At 62.5% G+C, this 21,242-nt stretch carries 17 protein-coding genes; 13 read left to right on the top strand and 4 right to left on the bottom strand.

What is annotated here, in order from left to right; genetic code table 11:
• Positions 1–61: 61 nt before the first annotated feature.
• Complete coding sequence (mfd, locus tag LY622_RS16825; protein ID WP_234291947.1) at positions 62–3,511, bottom strand: transcription-repair coupling factor; 3,450 nt, start codon at positions 3,509–3,511, stop codon at positions 62–64.
• Positions 3,512–3,758: 247 nt separating this feature from the next.
• On the opposite strand from mfd, the gene LY622_RS16820 reads away from it, so the two are divergent.
• The 11 genes from LY622_RS16820 to LY622_RS16770 all read left to right on the top strand — a co-directional run bounded on the left by LY622_RS16820 (position 3,759) and on the right by LY622_RS16770 (position 15,274).
• A complete protein-coding gene (locus tag LY622_RS16820) occupies positions 3,759–5,222 on the top strand; it encodes a glyceraldehyde-3-phosphate dehydrogenase (RefSeq protein ID WP_234291946.1) in 1,464 nt (487 codons plus the stop codon).
• A 375-nt stretch (positions 5,223–5,597) separates the two neighbouring features.
• On the top strand, positions 5,598–6,947 hold the full coding sequence (locus LY622_RS16815; RefSeq protein ID WP_234291944.1) for a Na(+)-translocating NADH-quinone reductase subunit A: 1,350 nt from the start codon (positions 5,598–5,600) through the stop codon (positions 6,945–6,947).
• Positions 6,947–8,173 (top strand): NADH:ubiquinone reductase (Na(+)-transporting) subunit B, encoded by a 1,227-nt coding sequence (locus tag LY622_RS16810; RefSeq protein ID WP_234291943.1) that lies wholly within the window; start codon positions 6,947–6,949, stop codon positions 8,171–8,173. Before LY622_RS16815 ends, LY622_RS16810 begins: the two co-directional genes overlap by 1 nt.
• Positions 8,173–8,988, top strand: coding sequence for a Na(+)-translocating NADH-quinone reductase subunit C (locus LY622_RS16805; RefSeq protein ID WP_234291942.1), 816 nt, complete (start codon positions 8,173–8,175; stop codon positions 8,986–8,988). Before LY622_RS16810 ends, LY622_RS16805 begins: the two co-directional genes overlap by 1 nt.
• A gap of 2 nt (positions 8,989–8,990) precedes the next feature.
• Positions 8,991–9,659 (top strand): NADH:ubiquinone reductase (Na(+)-transporting) subunit D, encoded by a 669-nt coding sequence (locus LY622_RS16800; protein WP_234291941.1) that lies wholly within the window; start codon positions 8,991–8,993, stop codon positions 9,657–9,659.
• 1 nt (position 9,660) lies between these two features.
• Complete coding sequence (gene nqrE / locus LY622_RS16795) at positions 9,661–10,278, top strand: NADH:ubiquinone reductase (Na(+)-transporting) subunit E (protein WP_066445691.1); 618 nt, start codon at positions 9,661–9,663, stop codon at positions 10,276–10,278.
• 71 nt (positions 10,279–10,349) lie between these two features.
• Positions 10,350–11,582 (top strand): NADH:ubiquinone reductase (Na(+)-transporting) subunit F, encoded by a 1,233-nt coding sequence (gene nqrF / locus LY622_RS16790; protein WP_234281189.1) that lies wholly within the window; start codon positions 10,350–10,352, stop codon positions 11,580–11,582.
• The gene (locus LY622_RS16785) at positions 11,579–12,370 is read left to right on the top strand and encodes an FAD:protein FMN transferase (protein WP_234291940.1); all 792 of its coding nucleotides are present in this window, start codon (positions 11,579–11,581) and stop codon (positions 12,368–12,370) included. Before nqrF ends, LY622_RS16785 begins: the two co-directional genes overlap by 4 nt.
• A 16-nt stretch (positions 12,371–12,386) precedes the next feature.
• On the top strand, positions 12,387–12,644 hold the full coding sequence (gene nqrM, locus LY622_RS16780; protein WP_234281187.1) for a (Na+)-NQR maturation NqrM: 258 nt from the start codon (positions 12,387–12,389) through the stop codon (positions 12,642–12,644).
• A 47-nt stretch (positions 12,645–12,691) separates the two neighbouring features.
• The gene (sthA, locus tag LY622_RS16775; RefSeq protein ID WP_234291939.1) at positions 12,692–14,083 is read left to right on the top strand and encodes a Si-specific NAD(P)(+) transhydrogenase; all 1,392 of its coding nucleotides are present in this window, start codon (positions 12,692–12,694) and stop codon (positions 14,081–14,083) included.
• Positions 14,084–14,344: 261 nt separating this feature from the next.
• Positions 14,345–15,274, top strand: a complete 930-nt coding sequence (locus LY622_RS16770; RefSeq protein ID WP_234291938.1) for a hypothetical protein — start codon at positions 14,345–14,347, stop codon at positions 15,272–15,274.
• On the opposite strand, the gene LY622_RS16765 is transcribed toward LY622_RS16770, so the two are convergent.
• From LY622_RS16765 to LY622_RS16755, 3 genes are read right to left on the bottom strand one after another with little or no spacing between them, the layout of a single operon-like run.
• Complete coding sequence (locus LY622_RS16765) at positions 15,261–15,533, bottom strand: PqqD family peptide modification chaperone (RefSeq protein ID WP_234291937.1); 273 nt, start codon at positions 15,531–15,533, stop codon at positions 15,261–15,263. The genes LY622_RS16770 and LY622_RS16765 overlap by 14 nt on opposite strands.
• A gap of 40 nt (positions 15,534–15,573) precedes the next feature.
• Positions 15,574–17,484: an asparagine synthase-related protein gene (locus LY622_RS16760; protein WP_500796439.1), complete on the bottom strand. Its 1,911-nt coding sequence runs from the start codon at positions 17,482–17,484 to the stop codon at positions 15,574–15,576.
• Positions 17,481–17,954: a lasso peptide biosynthesis B2 protein gene (locus LY622_RS16755; RefSeq protein ID WP_234291935.1), complete on the bottom strand. Its 474-nt coding sequence runs from the start codon at positions 17,952–17,954 to the stop codon at positions 17,481–17,483. The genes LY622_RS16760 and LY622_RS16755 overlap by 4 nt, the downstream gene beginning before the upstream one ends.
• Before the next feature lie 173 nt (positions 17,955–18,127).
• Here LY622_RS16755 and LY622_RS16750 point away from each other — a divergent pair, with 173 nt between their 5' ends.
• Both LY622_RS16750 and LY622_RS16745 read left to right on the top strand, forming a co-directional pair.
• Entirely contained in the window at positions 18,128–19,330 is a 1,203-nt protein-coding gene (locus LY622_RS16750) for a nucleotidyltransferase family protein (RefSeq protein WP_234291934.1), read from the top strand.
• A 22-nt stretch (positions 19,331–19,352) separates the two neighbouring features.
• The gene (locus LY622_RS16745) at positions 19,353–21,218 is read left to right on the top strand and encodes an ABC transporter ATP-binding protein (RefSeq protein ID WP_234291933.1); all 1,866 of its coding nucleotides are present in this window, start codon (positions 19,353–19,355) and stop codon (positions 21,216–21,218) included.
• The last annotated feature ends 24 nt before the right edge of the window (positions 21,219–21,242 follow it).

Genomic DNA, 21,242 nt, shown 5'->3' with positions numbered 1-21,242 from the left:
AGCGCTCTGGACGGTCTCGGGGAGTCCCTCCCATGAAACAAACCCGCGCGGGAAGGGGGTATCAGGCGGCATCCGCCTTGCGGTTGAGTACCTCCAGCAGCTCCTCGATGGCGTGGAAGCGAGCCTCCTCCGTTTCCATTTCCCGCTCGAAGCGCAGCGTATCGGCGCCGTCGAGGCGATAGCACTCCGGGGACTTCTGGATCAGCTGCACCAGGGTCAGTGGATCGACCCGGGTCTGTGCGCCGAAGATCAGCCGGCCTTTCGCGGCACCGGCCTCCAGACGCACCACACCCAGGCGCTCGGCCCGCTGACGCAGCCTGGTCTGGCGCATCAGGGTCTTCACCGGAGCCGGTAGCAGGCCGAAGCGGTCTACCATCTCTACCTGCAGCTCCTTGAGGTCGGCCTCGGTCTCGGCGCTGGCGATGCGCTTGTACATCACCAGGCGCTGCTGCACATCGGGCAGATACGCTTCGGGAATCAGTGCGGGCAGGTTGAGACTCACCTCCACGCCCTCGTCCAGCGGGGCGTCGATGTTGGGCGTCTTGCCGGCGCGAATGGCGGCCACGGCCCGGTCGAGCATCTGCATGTAGAGCCCATAGCCGATGGCCTCCATCTGGCCACTCTGCTCCTCGCCTAACAGCTCCCCGGCGCCGCGGATCTCCATGTCGTGGCTGGCCAGGGTGAACCCGGCGCCAAGGTCCTCGGCGCCGGCGATCGCCTCCAGGCGCTTGGATGCGTCACGGGTCATGGTTCGCGGTGGCGGGGCGAGCAGGTAGGCATAGGCCTGGTGATGGCTGCGGCCGACGCGGCCGCGCAGCTGGTGGAGCTGGGCCAGGCCGAAGCGGTCGGCGCGCTCGATGACGATGGTGTTGGCGCTGGGGACGTCGATGCCGGTCTCGATGATGGTGGAGCAGACCAGCACGTTGAAGCGCTTGTGGTAGAAGTCGGACATCACCCGCTCGAGGGCGCGCTCGGGTAGCTGTCCGTGGGCCACTGCGACTCGGGCCTCGGGCACCAGCTCGCGCACCTTCTCGGCGGCGATCTCGATGGTCTTGACCTCGTTGTGCAGGAAGTAGACCTGGCCGCCACGGAGGATCTCGCGCAGGATCGCCTCCTTGATCACCGACTCGTCGCGCTGCTGGACGAAGGTCTTCACCGACAGGCGACGCGCCGGGGGGGTGGCGATGATCGAGAGGTCGCGGATGCCGCTCATGGCCATGTTCAGGGTGCGGGGGATGGGCGTGGCGGTCAGCGTCAGGATATCGACCTCGGCGCGCAGGTTCTTGAGCCGCTCCTTCTGTGTGACCCCGAAACGGTGCTCCTCGTCGATGATAAGCAGTCCCATGTTGGGCAGTTTCATCGACTTCGCCAGCAGCTTGTGGGTGCCGATAACGATATCGGCGTTGCCGGATTCGATGCGCTGGAGAGATTCGGCCTGCCCCTTGCCGGCGGTGAACCGCGAGATCAGTTCGATCTGTACGGCGGTGTCGGCGAAGCGGTCGCGGAAGTTTTCATAGTGCTGACGGGCGAGCAGGGTGGTGGGCACCAGCACTACCACCTGACGGCCCGACTGCACGGCGAGGAAGGCGGCGCGCATGGCCACCTCGGTCTTGCCGAAGCCGACGTCGCCGCAGACCACCCGGTCCATGGGGCGAGGGGCCGTCATGTCGCCGATGACCGCGGCGATGGCGGCGCGCTGGTCCGGCGTCTCCTCGAAGGGGAAGCTGGCGGCGAAGCGAGTGTACTCCTCGTCCGGGAGGGCGCAGGCAAACCCTTCGCGGGCCTCGCGGCGAGCATAGACGTCGAGCAGCTCGGCCGCCGTGTCGCGTATCTTCTCGGCGGCGCGGCGGCGTGCCTTGTCCCAGTGGTCGGAGCCGAGCCGGTGCAGGGGGGCCAGCTCGTCGTCGGCCCCGGCATAGCGCGAGATCAGATGCAGGCTGTCCACGGGCACATACAGCCTGGCGCCTTCGGCGTATTCCAGCGCGACGAACTCGGCTGCCTGGCCGCCGGCTTCCAGGGTCTCCAGGCCACGATAACGGCCGACACCGTGGGTCTGGTGGACGACGGGGGCGCCGGGGCGCAGCTCCGAGAGGTGACGAACGGCCAGTTCGTTGGCATCGGTCGCCTTTTCACGGCGGCGACTCTGGCGCACCACGTCGCCGAGGAGCTCGGTCTCGCTGATCACGGCGAGGTCGGGGCGCTCCAGCCACAGGCCGGCGTCGATCTCCCCCTCGGTAATCGCCAGTCGGCTGTCGTCGCCTAGAAAGCTGCGGAAGTCGGCCACGTGGGGGAGTTGGAGGTGCAGCGGGGCCAGGGTCTCCTCCAGGGCTTCGCGACGGCCCCGGGATTCGGCGACGAACAGGGTCCGGGTGTCGGGGTTCTGGGCGAGGAAGTCTTCAAGGGCGGCCAGCGGCTGCTTCGCCCTTGCATTGATGGGCACCGTTGGTGGCGCCTTCGCCGCCGGCTGCAGGGCGTGGCGATGGTCGGGGTCGTCGGTCAGCTCGACTCGCGGGTGCTTCTTGATGGCGGCAAATGCCTCGGCGACCGGAACGAAGGCGCGATGAGGCGGCAGCAGGGGGCGGGTCGGATCGACGCCGAGATTCTCGTAACGGCTCTCGATGGCGGCCCAGTGATGCTCCGCCGCTTCGAACACTCCCGGCAGCAGTGCCACCCGGGTGCCCACCGCCAGGTGTTCGAATAGCGTGGCGGTTTCCTCGAAGAACAGCGGCAGGTACTGCTCCAGGCCCGGCGAGGGAATTCCCTTGAGCGCATCGACATAGAGCGGGCACTGGCGCGGGTCCACGTCGAACAGGGTCTCGAAGCCTTCGCGGAAGCAGGCGATGGCCGAGCGTGCCAGCGAGTATTCGTGCGCCGGCAGGAGTTCCACGCCATCGACCTTTTCCCGGCTGCGCTGGGTGTCCGGGTCGAAGTGTCTCAGCGTATCGATCTCGTCATCGAACAGGTCGATGCGCAGCGGAGACTCGCTGCCCATGGGAAAGAGGTCGATCAGGGCGCCGCGCAGGGCGTACTCGCCGGGTTCGTATACGGTCTCGACCGCCCGGTAGCCGGCCCGGGACAGGCTTTCGCGAAAGCCCTCCCGGTCGAGGCGCATGCCCACTTCCAGCGTCAGCACTCGGCCGGCGATGTACTCAACCGGCGGCAGGCGCTGCATCAGGGTGTTGATTGCCACCAGGACGATGCCGTGCGTGCCGTCCTGCAGCCGGCGCAGGGTGCGCAGCCTTGCCGAGACGATGTCTTGATGGGGTGAAAAGCTGTCGTAGGGCAAGGTTTCCCAGTCGGGAAAGGGCAGCACCGGCGTGGTGGAGAAGAAGCGCAGGTCGTTTTCGAGGCGCTGGGCGCCGGCGGTATCGGCGGTTACCACCAGCAGGGGGGCGTCCTCGGCAAGGTGAGCCAGGGCCAGGGCGGTACCGCTGCCGGGAGGGGTGTGCCAGAAGAGGGTGTCTCGGAGACCCTGCGGGCGTGGCGGATCGAGCAGTGAGAAATGGGACATGGTGTCGTCAGGCACTATCGTTAGGCTCTCTGGTCGGGCCGATGGAACGGGCTGGGTGCGAGTGTCGAGACCGCGCGCGGCCCCGGAGTCGACATCAGGGGGGAATCATACCAGCCCGAGGATTGCCGTGTAGTCAACCCGCATTTTCTGTAACCCCCCTACAGCGCCTGCGACCATCCTGCGATTGCCCCGCTCGATGGCTGACGTGATAATGCGTATGAATTCCAGATCATCAGAGAGGCTTCACGTGAGTCAGCAACCCCTCGACACCGTTTTTCAGGATTGGCACGACAACCAGGCCCTCGCCGAGCAGATGATTCCGCTGATCGGCAGCCTATACCGTCACAACAATGTGGTCACCACCCTGTATGGACGGTCGCTGTTCAACCGTTCGGTGATTCGCATCCTGAAGGACCACCGCTTCGTCAGGAAGGTCGAGGGGACGGAGCTTTCCGTGCAGGATACGTTCCCGCTGGTCCAGGCCATGACCGAACTCAACCTGGGGCCGGCCCATGTGGACGTGGGCAAGCTGGGCGTGGCCTTCAAGCAGCGCGGTGGGGGCGATGCCAAGGCCTTCCTGCGTGAAGAGCTCAGCGATATCGTCGATGGCCGCGACGCCAACGGCAACAATGGTCAGTCGAAGGATGTCGTGCTCTACGGCTTCGGTCGCATCGGCCGGATCCTGGCGCGCGTGCTGGTCGAGAAGGCCGGTGGCGGAAACCTGCTGCGCCTGCGCGCCATCGTCGTGCGCGGCCGTGGCGATATCGCCAAGGACCTCGAGAAGCGCGCAAGCCTGCTGCGTCGCGACTCGGTGCACGGACCCTTCGACGGCACCATCAGCGTGGACGCCGAGGCACGCACCATCACCGCCAACGGCAACGTCATCCAGGTGATCTACGCCGATTCGCCGGCGGATGTCGACTACACCGTCTATGGCATCGACAACGCCGTGGTGGTGGACAACACCGGTATCTGGCGCGACGAGGCGGGCCTCGGCCAGCACCTGCAGTGCAAGGGTGTGGCGAAGGCGCTGCTCACCGCGCCGGGCAAGGGCGATGTCAAGAACATCGTCTTCGGCATCAACGATGGTGACATCAGCGACGACGACACCATCCTCTCGGCGGCGTCGTGCACCACCAACGCCATCGTCCCGGTGCTCAAGGTGCTCAACGACGAGTACGGCATCGAGCACGGTCATGTCGAGACGGTGCACGCCTACACCAACGACCAGAACCTGATCGACAACTACCACAAGGGCGATCGCCGTGGTCGCAGTGCGCCGCTCAACATGGTGTTGACCGAAACCGGCGCCGCCAAGGCCGTGGCCAAGGCGCTGCCCGAACTCGGCGGCAAGCTGACCGGCAACGCCATCCGTGTGCCGACGCCCAACGTCTCCATGGCGATCCTCAACCTGACCCTGGAGAAGGAAACCGACGCCGACGCGCTCAACGACTACCTGCGTCGCATGTCGATCGACTCCCACTACCAGAAGCAGATCGACTACGTCGACTCACCCGAGGTGGTCTCCTCCGATTTCGTCGGCAACCGCCATGCCGGTATCGTCGACGCCAAGGCCACCATCGCCAATGGTCGGCACGCGGTGCTTTACGTGTGGTACGACAACGAGTTCGGCTACAGCTGCCAGGTGGTGCGCATCCTGCAACACATTTCCAACGTGCATTTCCTCAAGTTGCCCCGCGCCCGGGGCTGAGCGCCGGAGCCGAGGCGTCGCTCATTCCCGACCTCCGGGGTCGGGAATGCCATGACCCAGGTCATTCTTGCCTCATCTGCGCCGGCACCCTCCGTGTGACGGCGCCTTGCTACCCAGGCCGCGCTGCGGCTCGCTATCAGCGTATTTCAACGTCTCCTCGACTCGCCGATCGCCCCGCCTGGCGGGTTTCGTCCGGCGGTATGCAACCATAGGTCGTGTGGTCTTTGAGTACGCTTGTCTTTATAATACCGTGGATTTTTCGGGGTGGTCCGAGCATGCCTCGGGCCTGACTGGTAACGTACTGACACCAACAAGAATTCGAATCCATTCGAACCCCTTTCCTTCGTATATCCGATCCATCAACTGGGCGAGACTATGATCGAAGTCAAGAAAGGCCTGGATCTCCCCATCATGGGGGCGCCCGAGCCGCGTATCGACGATGCGCGGCCGGTGCGCCACGTGGCAATCCTGGGTACCGACTACGTCGGCATGAAGCCGACCATGGAGGTCCGGGAAGGGGACAAGGTGAAACTGGGCCAACTGCTCTTCACCGACAAGAAAAACGAGGGCGTACGCTTCACGGCACCGGCTGCCGGCGAAGTCGTCGCCATCAACCGTGGAGAGAAGCGCAGGCTGCTCTCCGTTGTCATCAAGGTCGACGAGACCGAGGAGGCGGTGTCGTTCACCGCTCATGGCCGCGACAAGCTCGAGAGCCTGGAGCGCCAGGCTGTGGTCGACCAGCTGGTCGAGTCGGGAATGTGGACCGCTCTGCGGACCCGCCCCTATTCGCGCAGCCCGGCCATCGACAGCGTGCCGGCCGACATCTTCGTCACCGCCGTCGATACTCACCCGCTGTGTCCTGACCCTGTCGGGATCATCAACGAGCAGCCGGAAGCCTTCGAAGACGGCCTCAAGGTGCTGGCGCGACTGACCGAGGGCAAGGTGTACCTCTGCACCGCCCCCGGGGCGCAGATCCCCGGCGGCAACGTCGGCGGCGTGCAGGTCGAGACCTTCGCCGGGCCGCACCCTGCCGGGCTCGTCGGCACCCACATCCATTTCCTGTCGCCGGTCGCCCTGCACAAGCGCGTCTGGCACATCGGCTATCAGGATGTGATCGCCTTCGGCAAGCTGTTCGCCGAGGGCAGGCTCGACATGAGCCGTGTCGTCGCCGTGGGTGGCCCCCGGGCCGAGAACCCGCGCTTGCTGCGGACCCGCATCGGTGCCAGCACCGAGGAACTGCTGGCCGGTGAAGTCATCGAACCCGATGAGACGCGTGTCATCTCCGGCTCGGTCTTTTCCGGCTTCGCCTGTGAAGGGTCGCTGCGCTACCTGGGCCGCTTCCATAACCAGTTCAGCATGCTGGAGGAGGGCAACAAGCGGCAGTTCATGGGCTGGCTTTCGCCGGGTACCAACCGCCACTCGGTCATGGGTATCTATCTGTCGAAGTTCACCGGGCTGCGCAACTATGCGCCCACCACGTCGACGAATGGCTCCGAGCGCGCCATGGTGCCGGTTGGCATGTACGAGGAGCTGATGCCGCTGGATATCTTGCCGACCCAGCTGTTGCGCTCCCTGATCGTCGGTGACATCGAGGTGGCCATGCAGCTCGGGTGCCTGGAGCTGGATGAAGAGGACCTGGCGCTGTGCACCTATGCGTGCCCCGGCAAGTACGAATATGGTCCCATCCTGCGTGACAACCTCACCCTGATCGAGAAAGAGGCCTGATGATGGGTATCCGACAGACACTCGACAATCTCGAACCGCATTTCCACAAGGGTGGCAAGTACGAGAAGATGTATCCGCTGTTCGAGGCGGTAGACACCATCTTCTATGCGCCCCCCAGCGTGGCCAAGACTACCGCCCATGTGCGTGACGGGGTCGACCTCAAGCGCATCATGATCACGGTCTGGGCCTGTACCTTCCCGGCCATGTTCTTCGGCATGTGGAACGCCGGCTGGCAGTCCAACATGGCGATTGCCGAAGGCTATGCTTCCATGGCTGGCTGGCGCGAGGCCATCATGCTGACGCTGACCGCCGGTCACGATCCGGGCAGCTTCTGGTCCAATATCGTGCTGGGTGCGACCTACTTCCTGCCGATCTATCTCGTGACCTTCGTGGTCGGTGGGTTCTGGGAGGTGGTCTTCGCCGTCAAGCGTGGCCACGAGGTCAACGAAGGCTTCTTCGTCTCCTCGGTGCTCTATGCGCTGATCCTGCCGGTGGATATCCCGCTATGGCAGGTTGCCCTGGGTATCACCTTCGGTATCGTCATCGGCAAGGAGATCTTCGGCGGTACCGGCAAGAACTTCCTCAACCCGGCGCTGACCGGCCGCGCCTTCCTTTACTTCGCCTACCCGGCGCAGATTTCGGGTGACGCGGTGTGGGTGGCGGCCGACGGCTACACGGGGGCGACGGCTCTCTCCCTGGCCTTCCAGGAGGGCATGGCCGCATTGACCGCTGAATTCACCTGGTGGGACGCCTTCCTGGGCTTCATGCCGGGCTCGATCGGTGAGACCTCCACGCTGGCCATCTTCATCGGTGCGGTGGTGCTGCTGTGGACCAAGATCGCCTCGTGGCGAATCATGCTCGGGGTCTTCCTCGGCATGGTGGCGACCAGCGCGCTGTTCAACCTGATCGGCTCCGATACCAACCCGATGTTCGCCATGCCCTGGTATTGGCACCTGGTGGTCGGCGGCTTCGCCTTCGGTATGGTCTTCATGGCCACCGACCCGGTCTCCGCCTCCATGACCAACCAGGGAAGGCTGATCTTCGGTGCGCTGATCGGGGTCATGACCGTACTGATTCGCGTGGTCAACCCGGCCTTCCCCGAGGGCATCATGTTGGCGATCCTGTTTGCCAACCTGTTCGCGCCGTTGATCGATCACTTCTTTGTTCAGGCCAACATCAAGCGCCGCCTGCAGCGCACCGGTGTGCCGGCCGAGGAGACTGCCTGATGGCACAGAGCAATAACTCCATCAAGAAGATCCTGACGGTGGCGTTCGCACTCTGCATCGTGTGTTCGGTCATCGTCTCCACCGCCGCGGTGGCACTGCGTCCCATGCAGCAGCTCAACGAGGAGCTCGACCGCAAGACCAACATCCTGCGTGTCGCCAACCTCTATGAGCGCGGCATCGACGTGGAGTCGGCCTTCGCCGAGATCACGCCCCGCGTGGTGGACATGCGAACCGGCGAGTATACCGACGAGTTCGATCCAGAAACCTTCGATCACTTCCAGGCCGCCCGTGACCCGGCCACCGGCCGCGTCCTGTCCGGGGAGCGCGACATTGCCGGCCTTTCTCGCGTCGAGAACTTCGCCACCGTCTATCTCGTCGGTGACCCCGAAGATCCCGAGCAGGTCATCGTGCCGATTCGCGGCCAGGGCCTGTGGGGGCTGATGCGGGGCTACATGTCCATCGAGGGCGACGGCAACACCATTGTCGGCATCACCTACTACGAGCACAGCGAGACGCCGGGGCTTGGCGCCGAGGTCAACAACCCGCGCTGGCAGGCCCAGTGGCAGGGCAAGGAGATCTATGCCGACGAGGAAAGCGTTCAGCCGGCCATCCGCGTGGCCCGTGGTAGCGGCAGCGGTGAGCACCAGGTCGATGGTCTGTCCGGTGCCACCCTGACCAGCAACGGTGTCACCAATATGTTGCAGTTCTGGCTGAGCCCCGAAGGCTTTGGTGAGTACCTGGCGAGATTTCGCAGCGGTATCGATCCGGAAGACGCTCAGGAAGCCGATGTCGAACTCGAAGCGGAAGGAGCCTGATCATGTCAACCGTCTCTCCCAAGGGCGTCGTGTTGTCGCCGATCTTCAAGAACAACCCCATCGCCCTGCAGATACTCGGTATCTGCTCCGCGCTGGCGGTGACGACCAGCATGAGCGTCTCGCTGGTCATGACCATGGCGGTCATCTTCGTTACGGCCTTCTCCAACCTGTTCGTGTCGTTGATCCGCCATCACATTCCCTCCGCGATTCGTATCATCGTACAGATGACTATTATCGCGTCATTGGTCATCGTGGTGGATCAGGTGCTCAAGGCCTTCGCCTATGAGATGTCCAAGCAGCTCTCGGTATTCGTGGGCCTGATCATCACCAACTGCATCGTGATGGGGCGTGCCGAAGGCTTCGCCATGCAGAACAGCCCGGGGCTCTCCTTCCTCGACGGTATCGGCAACGGCCTGGGCTACGGCATGGTGCTGATGTTCGTCGGCTTCGTACGTGAGCTGTTCGGTTCCGGCAGCGTGTTCGGCTTCACCATTCTGCAACCCGTGCAGGACGGTGGCTGGTACGTGCCCAACGGCCTGCTGCTGCTGCCGCCCTCGGCGTTCTTCATCATCGGCCTGCTGATCTGGGTGATTCGCGAGACGCATCCGGAGCAGGTCGAGGAGAACGAGTTCAAGATGAAGCACAACACCGAGCCGAAGGAGGCTGTGTAACATGGAACACTATATTAGCCTTTTCGTCGCTTCGGTCTTCGTCGAGAACCTGGCCCTGGCGTTCTTCCTGGGCATGTGTACCTTCCTGGCGGTGTCCAAGAAGGTCTCGGCGGCCTTCGGCCTGGGTATCGCGGTCATCGTGGTGCTGACCATCTCCGTGCCGGTCAACAATGTCATCTACAATGGCTTGTTGGCGGAAGGGGCGTTGACCTGGACCGGCATTGCCGGTACCGAGAACGTCGATCTGTCGTTCCTGGGCCTGCTCTCCTACATCGGCGTCATCGCCGCTCTGGTGCAGATTCTCGAGATGTTCCTCGACAAGTACGTGCCGGTCCTCTACAACGCGCTGGGCGTCTTCCTGCCGTTGATCACCGTGAACTGCGCCATCCTCGGTGGCGTGCTGTTCATGGTCGAGCGCAACTACAACTTCGGCGAGTCCGTGGTCTACGGCTTCGGCTCCGGGGTTGGCTGGGCGCTGGCGATCACCGCGCTTGCCGGTCTGCGCGAGAGGCTCAAGTACAGCGACGTGCCTGCCGGCCTGCAGGGCCTGGGCATCACCTTCATCACCGTAGGTCTGATGTCGCTGGGCTTCATGTCCTTCTCCGGCATTCAGCTCTGAGCCAGGGCTTGTTTCCGACGGTGCTATGCGCCGTCGGGAATCCGGTTACTCACAGCAAATAGGAAACCGACATGGTTGGAACATCACTCATCTTGCTCGGTGTGTTCATGTTCACCCTGATCGTCATCGGTCTGACCGGTGTGATCCTGGCCGCTCGCAGCAAGCTCGTGAGCAGTGGGGACGTGACCATCGAGGTCAACGGCGATCCCGAACATACCCTGACCACCCAGGCGGGTGGCAAACTGTTGAACACCCTGGCCGCCAACGGCATCTTCCTGTCGTCGGCCTGCGGCGGCGGCGGCTCCTGCGCCCAGTGCAAGTGCCGCGTGGAGGAGGGTGGCGGTGCCATCCTGCCTACCGAAGAGTCCCACTTCACCATGCGCGAGAAGAAGGAGGGCTGGCGCCTCTCCTGTCAGGTGCCGGTGAAGCAGGACATGAAGGTGGAAGTCCCGGAGGAAGTCTTCGGCGTCAAGAAGTGGGAGTGCGAGGTCATCTCCAATCCCAACGTCGCCACCTTCATCAAGGAACTCAACCTCAAGCTGCCCGAAGGCGAGAACGTGGACTTTCGCGCCGGCGGCTACGTCCAACTGGTGGCGCCGCCCTACGATATCAAGTTTTCCGACTTCGATATCGAGGAGGAGTACCGGGGCGACTGGGAGAAGTTTGACCTGTTCAAGCTCTCCCACAAGAACAACGAGGAGGTCATCCGCGCCTACTCCATGGCGAACTATCCGGAAGAGGTGGGGATCCTCAAGTTCAACATCCGTATCGCCACGCCGCCGCCCAACACCAACCATCCGCCGGGGCTGATGTCGACCTATGTCTTCAGCCTGAAGCCGGGCGACAAGGTCACGGTGATGGGGCCCTTCGGTGAGTTCTTCGCCAAGGACACCGACGCGGAAATGATCTTCGTCGGCGGTGGCGCCGGCATGGCGCCCATGCGTAGCCATATCTTCGACCAGCTCAAGCGTCTGAAATCCCAGCGCAAGATCTCGTTCTGGTACGGTGCGCGCTCCTGGCGCGAGACCTTCTACAACGACGAGTATGACAAGTTGGCCGAGGAGTACCCCAACTTCGAGTGGCACCTGGCGCTCTCCGATCCGCTCCCCGAGGACAACTGGGAAGGCCCCACCGGCTTCATCCACAATGTCCTCTACGAGAACTACCTCAAGGACCATCCGGCGCCCGAGGACTGCGAGTACTACATGTGCGGGCCGCCCATGATGAACGCCTCCGTGATCAAGCTGCTGCTTGACCTGGGGGTGGAGCCCGAGAACATCCTGCTGGACGACTTTGGCGGATGATCTCACTCGCTTCACGGCGATTTTCAGGGCTGGCCCACGGTGGGCCAGCCCTGTTCATGTTCCTCCTGGTGATGCTGCCCATGGCGCTGTTGAGCGCCTGCCGCAGCCAGCTTCAGGAACAGCTGTACCAGGGCACCGCCCTGGGCACGGGTTACCATATCACCCTGTATGCCGATCTCGATGCTACCGAGCGCGACCGTATTGCGGTCGGCATACAAGGTGAGCTGGCACAGCTCCAGCAGCAGCGAGAAGCCCTTCTGGGTACGCTGGCAGCCGCTTTTTCCGCCACACCCAAGGTGCTTGCAGCGACCCCCGTCGCGCTTGTCGACGAGCTGGATCGACTGATACACGCGCTGGCCGTCGATCGCCTCACGGAATGGCTGACCGAGCTCGAGGTCGAACACATGATGGTCGAGGTCGGCGGCGTCATTCGCACCCGAGGCCTGCCGCCCGGCGGTGGCTGGTGGCTCTCCCTGGAGCATGCGGGACTGCCCGAGCAGGGAGAGGGGCGCCGTATCAACCTGACGGATGCGGCACTGGTGCACCGGCTTGTCAGGCCGACCCCCGTGGCGATACCCGCTCTGCCCAGGACCCTGGGAATCAGCGTGGTAGCGGCGACCGCCAGCGAGGCTTCACGCCAGGCGCTGTTGCTGATGGTGGCCGACCAGCAGGGTACGACGCCGAGCCAGACCCTGGGTGTGGATAGTGCCGCCCGACTCGTTGTCAAGACACCACAAGGCATCGAAATTCGCTACACCACGGCGATGGAGCCGTGGTTCGAGTCCTGATGGAGAGGAGCATTACATGAACATCTTTTTTATCGTTCTGGGCTTCATGCTGCTTGTCATGGCCGCCATGGCGATCGGCGTGATCATGGGCCGCAAGCCCATTGCCGGTTCCTGCGGGGGCCTCAACAACCTTGGTCTCAAGCAGGGCTGCGATATTTGCGGTGGCAAGGATGAGGTCTGCGAGGAGGAGAACCGCAAGCGCAATACCAGCCCGCGGCGGCGTAGCGACGAGAGCCGTGGCGCCGACCTGGGATACGACGCAACGCGGCGCTGATTGCCATCCTCAACCAATGAGCAAGGGAAAAGGAGACGCGAGAGCCCATGGCAGTTCATAACTACGACGTGGTGGTAATCGGTACCGGCCCCGCCGGTGAGAGCGCGGCCATCAATGCCGCCAAGCACGGCAAGCGGGTTGCGATTGTGGAGAAGCAGTCCGTGGTCGGAGGCAACTGCACGCACTGGGGGACGATTCCCTCCAAGGCGCTGCGCCACCAGGTCAAGCAGATCATGGCCTTCAATACCAATCGCATGTTTCGTGATATCGGTGAGCCTCGCTGGTTCTCCTTTCCCCGCGTGATGGAGCGTTCACGAGTCACCATTGACCAGCAGGTGGAGATGCGGACCCGCTTCTATGCCCGCAATCGAATCGACCTGTTCAGCGGTGTGGCACGCTTCAAGGACGAGCACACGCTGCTGATTCGCGATCGCCAGGAAGCTCTGGAGGAGCTGGTCGCCCAGAAGGTCGTCATCGCTACCGGTTCGCGGCCCTACCGGCCTGCGGATATCGATTTTCGTCACCCGCGTATCTACGAATCCGACACCATCCTCAGCCTGTCGCATACCCCCCGCACGCTGATCATCTTCGGTGCCGGTGTCATCGGCTGCGAATATGCCTCGATCTTCTCCGGCCTGGGCGTCAAGGTCGACCTGATCAATAACCGTGACAGCCTGCTCTCCTTTCTCGACGACGAGATCTCTGACGCGCTCTCTTATCACCTGCGCAAGCACGGGGTGCTGATTCGTCACCAGGAGGAGTACGAGCGCGTCGAGGGCGATGAGTCCGGCGTCACGGTCTACCTCAAGTCGGGCAAGAAGCTGCGTGCCGACGCCTTCCTCTGGGCCAACGGACGAACCGGCAATACCGATGAGCTCGGGCTCGAGAATATCGGCCTGGAGGCCAATAGCCGCGGACAGCTGCAGGTGGATGATCATTACCGCACTGCAATCCACCACATCTATGCCGCCGGTGACGTGATCGGCTGGCCGAGCCTGGCAAGTGCTGCCTACGACCAGGGTCTCAACGCCTGCGACGAGCTGCTCGACAGGGACTATCGCTACGTCAACGAGGTGCCCACGGGGATCTACACCATCCCGGAGATCAGCTCCTTCGGCCGTACCGAGCGTGAGCTGACCGAGGCCCGGGTACCCTATGAAGTGGCGCAGGCCTTCTTCAAGGATACGGCCCGTGCCCAGATCACCGGCGATACCGTCGGGATGCTCAAGATCCTGTTCCACCAGGACACCCTGGAGATCTACGGCATTCACTGCTTCGGTGACCAGGCCTCGGAGATCGTCCACATCGGCCAGGCGATCATGCAGCAGAAGGGTGATGCCAACACCTTGAAGTACTTCGTCAACACCACCTTCAACTACCCCACCATGGCCGAGGCCTACCGGGTGGCGGCGCAGAATGGGCTGAACCGCGTGTTCTGACGCTCCTGCATCTGGGTCACTTGACCGACCGACGGCGCCTTATGGCGCCGTCGGTGTGTTCGGGCTAAGTGTCCGGAAAAAGCGTCTACACTCCTATCAATGCGCTGCGTGGTGCAGCATCGGCCAGGCGGGGTGTATACGGCCATGACTCACTGTGATTTACCGTCGAATGGTTCGAATCCCGAGAAAAAGCAGGAGCGCCGCGGACAGCAATTCCGTAGAACCGCAAGATACCAGTATCGAAGTTACGGTCTGAGCCTGGTGTCGGAGCTGGAACTGCCGGAGCTGACGCCGGCTCCGCCTTGCGCGGAACCTGATATCGAGATTCTCACCCCGGGCCAGTTAGGTCCGCTTGATGATGCGGTGGAAGACTGGCCCTGCCTGGAGCTGGATGGCGAGCGCTGCCAGATACTAGTGCAGGGAATTGGGCGCTATCGCATCGAGCAGGGGCGGCGCATCCTGGTCGACCGGCGGGTGCCAAGAGAACCAGAGCACCAGGTCGTGTCGGGTGACGTACGCCTCTATCTTCTCGGGGCCGCTCTGGGGATCCTGTTGCACCAGCGCCAGTGCCTGCCGCTGCATGTCAGTGCCGTGCATACACCGGCCGGGGTCTGGGCCTTCACCGGGGATTCCGGGGCGGGTAAGTCCACCCTGGCGGCCTGGCTCCACCAGCAACATGGCTGGCCTCTGGTCAGTGACGACGTTGCAGTGATCGAGCCGGATGCGCCGGAACCTATACTGCATCCTGGGCCACCTCGCCTCAAGCTATGGCAGGATGCCCTGGCGGCAATGGCAATCGACACGAGTGGACTGGTGCGTGATCTGACCCGCGCCGACAAGTATCACCTCAATGCGCATGCCGGCTTCCGAGATGAAGCCGGGCCGCTCAAGGTGCTGGTTGAGCTGGAGCGTGCCGAGCCCGGCGAGGTTTCCAGTCTGACGCTCCTGAAAGGGGTGGATGCTTTCCGCGTACTGCTGCGGGCGCTCTACCGTGCGGAACTCGGTCGGTTGTTCAATCCTCCGGCACGCCTATTGGCGACAGTATCGGCGTTGGCGTCGCAGATTCAGGTCTATCGTTTCCGCCGACCCTGGTCACTCGAGCGGATGGATGCGAGCCTGGCACCCTTGATGCAGGAGATCGAAGCGTCGCGATTTGCATCTCCTGACGAGGCGGGACTCAACGAACGTTGATCAGACCCTCCTGTTCGAGTTGGAGAAGAAACGCCTCGACTTCCCGTTCGCAGGTGTTCCTGTCAACCTCATAGGACGCCTGCAGGCGGTCGCAGAGCTCGCTGAACTGGATCTCCGACTCGAGCAGCCCCCAGATTGTCTGACCAATACTCTGGGTGCCGTAGTACATGCCGTTGCGGGCGCTGAAGAGAACCAGGTCGTCATCGATCCGAGAGGCGAGGGGCTCCTGGCTGCGCACTATCCAAGACTGGGCATTCATGATGGTTACTCCTTTGTTTTGAAGGTGGTTACTGACGATGTCAGTAGGTGGCAGCAGCTTGGCTGTCCATCGCGCCGTAGCGCTGCCACAGGTGCCAGGTGCGCAGCGCCGCCTCCAGTGGGACGAACTCCTGTATGGCTCGGCCAGGGTCGCTATCGGGCGGGGCCATCAGGCGCTCGTGGAGCAAGTTCACGTCGAGCCACGGGCAAGGCGCAAGGAAGGCCCCCCGCCTGGCCTGCCTGGCCAGTAGCTGGCGGCATTCCACCAACTGATCGACGCGCTTGCGCTCGTTGGCCTCGTCGTACTTGCCAAGGCGAGCCGGCAGCAGGTCCTGCATGGCCCGGCGATAGACCCAGCGGCTGGTGCCCTCCTGCCAAAGCAGCTCGCGAGGAAGCCCCAGGGAGAATTCCAGGATCCGGCGGTCTGTCAGGGGGTAGCGATAGACCAGCCGGTGCGGCGCCGCCCAGTTCGACCAGGCGCTCATGCGTGCAGCCAGATGGCCATTGTCGAGCAGTGCTTGCTGGATACGTCGCGGATCGGCGTAGACCCGCCAAATGGCGCCGCGGCCGACTTCGACGGAGGAATATTGCGACAGGAAGGACGACCTCGCCGCCTGGGGGAGCCGCTCGGTATTCAGATAGGGAGAGAAGCGGGCGTAGACGGAGTCCGGCATGAACGGCAGGCACCCCTCTTGCCATAGAAACCGGCTCCACCGCCGCCAGCGGCGCAGCCCGCCGGCCTGTCGCCGTGCCATGTCGAGTAGAGTTGCCCAGCGCCCGCTTCGCAACAGGAAGGCGGCCACGCCGCGTGTCGTGAAGGTGAGCGCTTCGTCTCCCCCCCAGCCGGATAGCATCACTCGCGTGCCGCGGCTGGCTGCAGCAGCCATGACCGGGAGCTCCTCGAACAGGTCGCAGTGGCCTTCCACCGCCAGGTCCCGTGCACAGTACGCCGCGTAGTCCGAGCCATCGGCGATGCCATGGTGACAAGAGATATCTTCCCGGCGACACACCTCAAGAATGGTGCGCCGCTCATCCCACTGGCTATCGCTCAAGGGGTAGCGGGCATTGATTGGCGGTGCCCAGGTGTAGCTCATGTCCAGGCTACGGCCTTGCTTCCTGAGCAGGCGGTTAGCCAGTATCGTCACCCCGGTGGAGTCAAGGCCGCCGCTGAAGTGCGTGCCCACAGGATGGTCGGTTCTCAGGCAATCATTTACTGCGCGTTCCAACAGTTCGCGACACTGCTCGACGTACTCTTCCCGCCGATTAAAGCGCACGTCAGGCACATTGCGTGGATCCCACCAGCGTTGGACACTCAGGCCGTCGGGAGTGGCCATGAGACTATAGCCTGGCGCCAAGGGGCTGATTCCCTTGAAGAAGCTCGCTTCCACAGGGTTGAGTGGCCAGATGAGATAGTTGGCGACACGTGACTCATCCAGCGGAAAGGGTGCGTCTGCCAGGGCCTGCAGGCCCCGGACATTGCTGGCAAACGACAGGCATTGGCCTCGATGGGCGTAGAAGAATGGGCGTGCACCCACCGGGTCGCGAGCGGCGAAAAGGCGTTGGGCCTGCCCATCCCAGAGGGCGAAAGCGAAATCGCCATGCAAGCGAGTGACGCACTCCGTCCCCCAGCGGCGGTAGGCGCCGAGCAGAAGCTGGCTGTCTGGTAGGTAAGGTCGCTGATGCGCAGGAATGTCCAACATCTCGCACAGTTCGTCGCGATTGTGGAGGATGGCGTCTGCCACTAGCGCGAGCGAGCCTTGACGCAGGGGTTGGGCTTCGTAGCGGGACTCTGGTGCTACGACAAGGTGTCGATAGCCCAGGCCGAGGTGGCCTTCGACCCAGATGTCGCTCCCTTGCGGTCCGTAATCGGCCAGTGCGGTGCAGGCATGGGCCAGGGTTTCGGGCGACACGGGGGTTCCGCAGAGATGAAGGCGTCCTGCGATGGCGCTCACGGCGTCTTGCCTCGCACGCTCGGGGTAGACCGGCGCAGATAACTCGAGAGGGCAGCAAAGCGGCCATCATGATGACCTAGCACCAGTTCGCCGTCGACTCGCAACCAGGCGTGGGCCTTGATGACTAGCTTGCCGATCTCGTCCCGCTCGGTGAGGGTGCCGAGCACCAGGCTGCTCGATATGCCCCTGCGGCTCAGCATCCGCTGAGCTGCCATCGCAAGCATCAGGCAGGTAAAGTGGTCTCCCGTGGCTCGGTTCACGGCCGTGACAGCCCAGCAGATCTCGCGTGTCGCCTGTTGGTCGGAGTAAAGGGGGTGGAGGTCGACTTCGCCGGCGGCACGCTCCCCAAGCAATGAGCACCAGTACCGGAACGGAAAGCCCCGTACCAGCAGCCAGGCCAGTGCGAGCCCCGTGGCGGCTTCCAGTACAAGGTGTCGGCGGTCAGGCGTGAGACGTCGAAACTGGCGCATGGCGAAGTTCCTCCGATCCGGCGACTTGCACATCAGTATGCAGCCTTGCCTTGGCAGTTGATTCAATATGGTTGCTTTTCGGTAGCGCTGCTAACTTGAAATTACATTAGTAGAGTTCTGGCAGCCTCTCAGGTTCGATGACAGGGTCATTCTCACTCATAGAAGAACGCTATATGTCCCTATCCCAACTCCATATGTCACTGCCGTTGGAGCTCAAGCTGTTACTGTTGCTCTCCCGCCTGGAGCTATCCGAGAATCAGGCTCGGGAAGCTCGTGCTTTGATCGAACGGATCCCGGACTGGTCACTCCTGGCCGATGAAGCGCGGCGGCGTTTCATCCTGCCATTGGCCTATCGCCACCTTCGCTCCCTTGCGACGCAAGGAGAGGTGGCTGAAGCGCAATGGGATGTGATGCGGCGGGGGAGTCTCGACGTGATTCAGCACAATCTGCTAATTGCTGGCGAACAGCGCCGGCTGGTGGAGCATTTCTTGAATCCGAGCCGTGTCCCGCACCTGTTCTTCAAAGGACCGAGTCTCGCGGGTCGCTATTACGATGACCCTGCGGTGCGCTTCTGCCGGGATATCGATCTGCTGGTACCCGCTGCACATGTCGTCGAACTGCTCGATGCCATGCTGGCCGAAGGCTATGTCTCCTGGATGCCACAGGCGCTCAGCCGTGATCGAGCCGCGCTGGCTTTCGCCTGTCGGGTCCACCAAGTCATCTCGCTCATCAGCCCGCTGGGAATTCCGGTGGAAGTGCATCACCAGATCGATAGATCGGGAAACTTCTATGACACACGGAAGCTTATCGAAGAGGCGGACGTGTACCGCCTTAATGGTGTGGATCTTGCCGTAATGCCGATCGCTGAACTGTTTGTCTATCTCTGCCTGCACCATACTCGTCACCATTGGTCGCACCTCCACTGGCTGGTGGACCTCGATGCGTTGCAACGACACCCCGATTTCAATCTGGCTGCCGTGGAGCAGTGCGCCGAGCGGCGCGGGCTGAGCACTACCTTGGCAGCCTGCCTTGAGCTGTACCATGCCGTGGAATCGCCCGAGCCATGGCAGGATGAGCTATCCGCCAATGGGTACGAACTGGTCAACAGTTGCCTGTTGGCGCTGCGGGGAGGGCGTGATACTGAGATCGCCCTTAGCAGGACCCGGGTCTCGCCCGATCTGGCCTACAACTGGCAGGCCGGCCTGCGGCACAGGCTACACGGTCGTCGCTTGCATAACGTGGTGATGTTCTTCCGTCCCACTTATGCCGACTATCGACTGCACCCGTTGCCGTCGCGTTGGCAGTGGATCTATCATCTGACCACTCCCTTCCAGAAGGCATATTCGCGCTTCACTATTAGGCGGACGCGGCAATGAGGCGTAGGGGGGCCGTGTCCCCATGATCCGGCTGACTCGCCTGTTTTCTCCGCTGCTGTCCTTGCGCCGCATCCTGCCGATCCTTTGGCTTAGTAGCCGCCGCTGGACCTTGTGGGGCAGCGGCTTGATGCTGCTTGAAGTCGGCTTCGGCCTGGGCGTGCTCTACTTGCTGAAGCAGTTGGTCGATGTGGTCACCCAGAGGCTGGGGCCAGACGCAATGGAGGGATCGGTAGGCATCGTGTTGGGCTACGTGGCGTTGACGGGGATCGTCAGCCTGGCGTTCTTGATAGCTCGGTCCTTGTCTGCCCTGGCGAGGGAAGCCCATGGGCTGTACGTAGCCGAACACATTGATCGAGAAATACATACTGCCGCGGTAAGGGTGGATCTCTCCTTCTATGAGAGCTCGCGCTATCACGATACCTTGGAGCGAGCCCGTGCGGCGGGCACCCAGCGGCCAGTTCAGGTGGTTGGCAACCTGATGATGCTGACCAAGAACATCTTGATGCTTGCTGCCGTCAGCGGGTTGATCATAACCCTTAGTCCCTTGCTGCTGCCCTTGCTTCTGGTCGCCATTATGCCAGCGCTGGTTGCGCGACTTCGCTTCAATCATGAGCTGTTTGTCTGGCAGCAGAAGCGCACTCAGATGGAGCGCCGTTCGGGTTATCTCGACTGGTTGATGACATCCGAGATAAATGCCAAAGAACTGCGTCTCAACCAACTGGGGGATTTCCTGCGGCAGCAATATGGCCGTCTTCGCACAGAGCTGCGTCGCGAGCGACTCGCCATTACGACCCGCAGAACGCGTATCGAGATGCTGGTAGGTGGAATGGCAACCGTGGCATTCTTCAGTGCCATGGGCCTGCTGGCCTGGCGCACGGCGGAGGGATATAACAGCGTCGGCGACCTGGTGCTGTTCCTGCTCATCTTCCAGCGAGTGCAGACTATGGGCCAGGAGCTTGTGCAACAACTGGCCAAGCTGTATGAGGATCATCTCTATCTGGGGCTACTGTTTGATTTCCTCGATCTGGAACCTGGGCTGTTGGACCCTGACTCGCCCAAGCCGCTTCCCGAGTCCCTGCACGAGGGAGTCCGCTTCGAAGGGGTGAGCTTTCACTATCCTGGCTGCGAGCGTGAGGTACTGAACGATGTGAACCTGGCCATACGTCCCGGCCAGGTAGTTGCCCTGGTGGGAGCCAATGGTTCTGGCAAGACGTCACTGATCAAGCTCCTGTGCCGGCTGTACGACCCGACTCGAGGCCGCATCACCCTGGATGGCGAGGATATTCGGAAGTATGGCCTGGACGATTATCGCGGCTTGTTCAGCGTGATTTTCCAGGATTACTCTCATTATGCCGCTACGGCACGCGACAACATTCGCTATGGGGATATCCACGAGCCCGAAGGATCGCCACGTGTCGAGCAAGTGGCCTCGCTCTCGGGTGCCGCCCCGTTCATCGAGGCGCTGCCGGCAGGCTACGACACGCCATTGACGCGTATATTCGATCAAGGCCAGGAGTTGAGCATCGGCCAGTGGCAGAAGGTTGCCCTGGCGCGTGCCTTCATGCGTCGTTCCAGCATCATTGTCCTCGATGAGCCAACCAGTGCGCTAGATCCGGGTGCCGAGTTCACGTTGTTCGAAAACTTTCGTGAGCGAATCGAACATCGAGCGGCATTGATCATCAGCCATCGGCTGTCCACTGTGCGCATGGCGGATGTCATCTATGTCCTGGAGAATGGAAAGATCAGGGAGGTGGGCGATCATGATGCATTGATGCACCAACGAGGCCATTACTGGAGACTATTCAGCCAGCAGGCTCACCACTATCGGGAATCAAATGACGAAGGTCACGATCCGGAAGGAAAAAGGGTAAAGGAACCCCTGAAATGAGAACTTCACGGCGTATGCTTTTGA

It is taken from the genome of Halomonas alkalisoli (genome assembly GCF_021412585.1).
GTDB lineage: Bacteria > Pseudomonadota > Gammaproteobacteria > Pseudomonadales > Halomonadaceae > Halomonas > Halomonas alkalisoli.
This window is presented reverse-complemented; position numbering and strand designations above follow the sequence as displayed.